The organism is Phormidium sp. CCY1219, assembly GCF_055795085.1.
In genome coordinates, this window is the sequence record NZ_JAYFEQ010000625.1 from 1 (window position 1) to 4,345 (window position 4,345).

A 4,345-nucleotide genomic window follows, 5' to 3' on the forward strand; every position below is an offset into this window, starting at 1 on the left:
GGGGGCGAATTCCTCCCCATACATAAATGACAGGGGTTTCCATTCGCCCCCCTTACCAACCCCTAATTTTCGATGATTCTTCCCGGTTCTGCTGTTCGCGTTACAAATATCTCTGATATTTATTACGGCTTTCAAGGTCAAGTTCAACGTCTCAGCGATGGCAAAGCGGCTGTCCTGTTTGAAGGCGGCAATTGGGACAAGTTAGTGACGTTCCGACTCTCCGAACTCGAACCTGTTGATGCTAAAGCAGGTCGCCAAAAAGGAAAATAGTTGATTGGGCGATCGCGTGCCTTGTATCCCCCACGGCGCGCGATCGCCAATGTCTATTGTCAATCGTTCTGGAATTATGCGTCTCCCTCTTCCCCAATTCCCTCACGAAGACCGTCACCCCGACCACCTGGCGGAAGTGATCGAAACCGCAACTACTGAATTTTTAGCCCAATGTCTCGATTCCCAACACTTGCGCTTCCCGGTTATGCCCCCGTTTGGCAGTTGGGTTAAGTCGGTGGATGAAGAGTCGGGCAATCAGATTTATGCTGTGGTTTATCATGCCACCACGGCACCAATTGATACGGTTCACCGCGCTAGAGCGCTGGGCCTGTCGATGCAGGGATTGCGCGAGCAACAACCTCAGATTTTTGCTATGCTCAAAACTGAATTTCGCTCCGCGATCGTCGGGTTTTGTCCCCCACAAGACAATATGAATGGCGATCGCCAAACCAATGGCATCGTCCATCAATATATCCCCCCTCGCCCTCCGCAAATTCACCAAGCTGTCTATCGCTGTCAGTCCGAAGAAATCATTCACTTTACCCAACAGCTTGACTTCCTCCGCACCCTCCTCCAAGTCCCCGGCGCAGCCGTAGATGCCCTCACCGGTGCGGCAATTCGTCAGGTTTATCAGTTACGAATGGCCGATCGCGATTGGCTCGTCCAAGCTGGACGCGCCCTCAGTATCCTCCTCAAAGATGACTACGATCGCCTGCGAATGATTTTAAGCCAAATTCACCCTTAATTCACTGACAATCTGCCCTGTAAACGCCAACCAACTGACTTAATTTTTTACTTTAAATCTAAAGTTATTCCCAATAAATTGCACATCCAATTAGAGCATTTTGTAGGATGGGCAGGCACGAGAACTCAAAAGCATCCGCACCTCTAAAAGTGGCTCTGCCCACCCTACCATCTGCTACAAGCAATATTGTCAAAAATTGGGAGAATAAGCCGCAAAAAATACCCCCCTATCTATTTCGGCAATAATCTCAGATTATTTATCTGTTACCCCTAGCCAAAGCTTGACAAATGCTGGATTTTGTGCTTCTCCCACCGGGAAAGGGGCGTGACGCCTCAAATTGATGTTGCGAGACTCCCACCAATGGGTTGGAGGGCGTCACCTCCCCGAGGTTGGGTGACTGGGGTGCGGAATAAAAAAAGACTCAATAACCGTTACAATTTTTAACAATTGAGGCGGTTTCACCGAGTCGCCCGCTTTTTCAGTCTTGTAACGCTTAATCCCTTCATGCAATCATCCATGTCTCATCCAACGTACCGACCCCCCATCGGGTTGAACAATGGTCTCGCCATGACCCTTTACATCGCCCTAGTTGCCAACCGCAACTGGGAAAAAACCGTTCCCCATCCCGAACCGCCTTACCAGGAAACCATCTTTACCGGTGCGGGAGGCGTGCCGATTTATGGCTGGGTGGCCATTCCGGAGAATCCGCGCGGCACCATTGTAGCGACTTACGGAATTACCGGGGAACTGACGCAACAATGGTTTTTGCGAATCATGGGACGCAAAGCCTTTGCCCGGGGGTATGCAGTAGTGCTGTTTGACTGGCGCGCACATGGCAAAACCGGGGAATTGTCTCCCACGTTAACTTCCGATGGGTTATACGAAGGGGAAGATTTCGTGCGGATTGCGGCGAAAGCCAAAACAATGGGATGTCCCGCACCGTTTTGGTTTACCGGATATTCCCTGGGGGGACAACTGGCCCTGTGGGGAGTGAAAGCCGCCGGGACCGTCAACCGGTGGGGGTCAGACTTAGAGTTAGAGGAATCAGAACTCGCAGGCGGGGCGGTGATTTGTCCGAATTTGGATTCTAACCGATCGCTGTCTTATTTAGTGAAACAGCCATTTGGGAAGTATTTGGAGAAAGCGATCGCCAAGGAATTGAAAAAATTAGCTTGGCGAGTGCATGAAATTCACCCGGAGGCGATCGACCCAGGGGCGATCGCCAGAGCGAACAGTATTTGGGGCTTTGACAAAGAATTGGTCATCGATCGCTTAGGTTTTCCTACCGTAGAAGCCTACTACGATGCCAGTAGTCCCCTGCCTTTTTTATCACAGTTAGACAAATCCACCCTGATTTTATATGCGGCGGACGATCCGATGTTTCACCCTGGCGTCATTTCCGACTTAGAAGCCGCTTGTGCGGACAATCCAGCGGTGGAATTATGGTTAACCGAGTATGGCGGGCATGTGGGGTATTTCAGCAGCACAGCCACCCAACAGCAAACCGGGGATCCGGATCGGTGGTGGGCGTGGAATCGGATATTAGACTGGTGCGATCGCCGCGCCGCCGCCATACCCGCGCGATCGCCCGCCACTGCAGCGATCGGCAAATTGTCCGGCGTTACTGACCGATAAGCGATCGGCAACCCTTAACTTTCCACCGGGCCACAGATGCGATCGAGTGCCCGGAATCCACCCCACCGTTCCACGATTTTGTCATCGTATTCGTCTGCGACTTCGAGCACAGCATGAACCGAAGATTCCAGCTCTCTCTTGTCGCAGGTGGATCCGACAATCGTATGCTCGAACAGGATATCCCCTTTCAGGTCCACCCCAAACGCCCCAAAAATCATTTGCGAATTTTGCTCCAGCAGAAAGCGCATCAGATCCTCACTGATTTCGGTTCCAGTCACCACATAAGCGCGGTTATTAATGACCGCATCCTCTTCCCCCCAGGGTAAAATCAGCACTTCTACCAGGGCCGAACCCATGAACAGACCCAAACCCGGGATATCTTGGCGCGCACAGGGAAACTTGCCAAACAGTTCCTGCATCCACAACGCCACTTTGTTATAGCAGGCTTCTTGTGCTGCGGTTTCAAATTGCATTTTTCAGACTCCTTATCGTTGCACTAGGGCAGATAATAAGAGTTTTGTAGCATCTCGCCCGGTACCGTGACGCAATTTCGTAGTATTTCGCAACGTTTGAACAGCCCTACCCCCCTCAAACGCGGCTATCAAATCAACAATCGACAATTAACAACCCACAATATTGCCACCGTGGGCAGTATGATGTAAATCACAACCGGGCGGTGAAAGGTTTCACAATTTCTCTAGGTTTGCGATCGCACCCGTCTACTTACAATCAAGGAATAATAGAACAAGTCAAAACCCAAAAATCGGCTCTGCATCTCACCGAAAGAAACATTTTTCCCAAGGTTGAAACGATGAAATCCTTTACCCCCACCCACAAACTCATTGCCCCTGCCGGGGAAGAAATTCCAGTCATGTTGGTTTCCAACTGCCAAAATGTCCGCTATCAAGTGATTAGCGAGGTGGAATACGTAGAAGGAAGCCCCGCCATCTACGAATGGCATCCCGCTGAAGGCGTTACCTACCGGGGATGTCGATTAGAGGGATTAGAAATCCACCCGCAAACCGCCGGGAAATCTTTACCCGCCTTCAAACAAAAGCCTGCACGAGAGTCGGAATCCACCTGGAGCGTTGCTTGGGCATTGTAGGCACTTTCTCCATGCAAAAATTATAGATTTTCTCAAGATTTAACCAAACTTAATTCCGAGAAGAATTAGCAGGAAAAATATTATTTTGACTCCTTCCCCCCTGGGGGGAACCCCACCCGAAACTCCGCCTCCCCCGTTAATCCAGAGTAGGGTGGGCAACTGGTTGCCCACCCTATCGGTGGATTAGGTGCGGTTGTCCTGAACATTTTTCGCTCGGGATAAAGTGGTATCCCTAGTCCCCGAAGCAGACGCGCGCTTATCGCCTCTCTACAAGCGGGGAAATCAGAAACATCTCTAATATCAGTTTTGAAAAACGGTATTATAGCCTTTCTCAGATTGATGCGATCCGTAGCCGAATAGCATTACCGCGCTTGCACCTCCGAGGTGAAAAATTCTCTACCTTATTCATATGAAAATATTATAAATATGGCGCGCTCGCGATAGTTTTTTCACCGATGGGGTGCTACAGGATAAATAACCATTGCGCTAATCCCTATGTTTTTTTCCATCCCTGGAATTGGACTAGGGATAAATAACCATTGCGCTAATCCCTATGTTTTTTTCCCATCCCTGGAATTGGACTAAGGATA

5 protein-coding genes are annotated in these 4,345 nt (G+C 50.1%); 4 read left to right on the forward strand and 1 reads right to left on the reverse strand.

What is annotated here, in order from left to right; all coding sequences use genetic code 11:
- The first annotated feature begins 72 nt into the window (after positions 1-72).
- From AC0QH1_RS17920 to AC0QH1_RS17930, 3 genes are all read left to right on the forward strand, one after another.
- The gene (locus AC0QH1_RS17920) at positions 73-270 is read left to right on the forward strand and encodes an NAD(P)H dehydrogenase subunit NdhS (protein ID WP_324632616.1); all 198 of its coding nucleotides are present in this window, start codon (positions 73-75) and stop codon (positions 268-270) included.
- Between the two features lie 76 nt (positions 271-346).
- Positions 347-1,015 carry a hypothetical protein gene (locus tag AC0QH1_RS17925; RefSeq protein ID WP_324632620.1) on the forward strand — a complete coding sequence of 223 codons (669 nt, stop codon included), beginning with the start codon at positions 347-349 and terminating at the stop codon, positions 1,013-1,015.
- Positions 1,016-1,531: 516 nt separating this feature from the next.
- Positions 1,532-2,650 (forward strand): YheT family hydrolase, encoded by a 1,119-nt coding sequence (locus AC0QH1_RS17930; RefSeq protein WP_324632617.1) that lies wholly within the window; start codon positions 1,532-1,534, stop codon positions 2,648-2,650.
- A 14-nt stretch (positions 2,651-2,664) separates the two neighbouring features.
- Here AC0QH1_RS17930 and AC0QH1_RS17935 read toward each other — a convergent pair whose 3' ends face one another.
- On the reverse strand, positions 2,665-3,123 hold the full coding sequence (locus AC0QH1_RS17935; RefSeq protein ID WP_324632618.1) for a T3SS (YopN, CesT) and YbjN peptide-binding chaperone 1: 459 nt from the start codon (positions 3,121-3,123) through the stop codon (positions 2,665-2,667).
- A 338-nt stretch (positions 3,124-3,461) separates the two neighbouring features.
- On the opposite strand from AC0QH1_RS17935, the gene AC0QH1_RS17940 reads away from it, so the two are divergent.
- On the forward strand, positions 3,462-3,755 hold the full coding sequence (locus tag AC0QH1_RS17940) for a hypothetical protein (protein ID WP_324632619.1): 294 nt from the start codon (positions 3,462-3,464) through the stop codon (positions 3,753-3,755).
- Positions 3,756-4,345 lie beyond the last annotated feature (590 nt).

What these genes read in the sequence shown, in the direction of transcription:
- AC0QH1_RS17925 (WP_324632620.1), top strand. Translation starts at nt 347, where the DNA reads ATGCGTCTCCCTCTTCCCCAATTCCCTCACGAAGACCGTCACCCCGAC.
- AC0QH1_RS17930 (WP_324632617.1), top strand. Translation starts at nt 1,532, where the DNA reads ATGTCTCATCCAACGTACCGACCCCCCATCGGGTTGAACAATGGTCTC.
- AC0QH1_RS17935 (WP_324632618.1), bottom strand. Translation starts at nt 3,123, where the DNA reads ATGCAATTTGAAACCGCAGCACAAGAAGCCTGCTATAACAAAGTGGCG.
- AC0QH1_RS17920 (WP_324632616.1), top strand. Translation starts at nt 73, where the DNA reads ATGATTCTTCCCGGTTCTGCTGTTCGCGTTACAAATATCTCTGATATT.
- AC0QH1_RS17940 (WP_324632619.1), top strand. Translation starts at nt 3,462, where the DNA reads ATGAAATCCTTTACCCCCACCCACAAACTCATTGCCCCTGCCGGGGAA.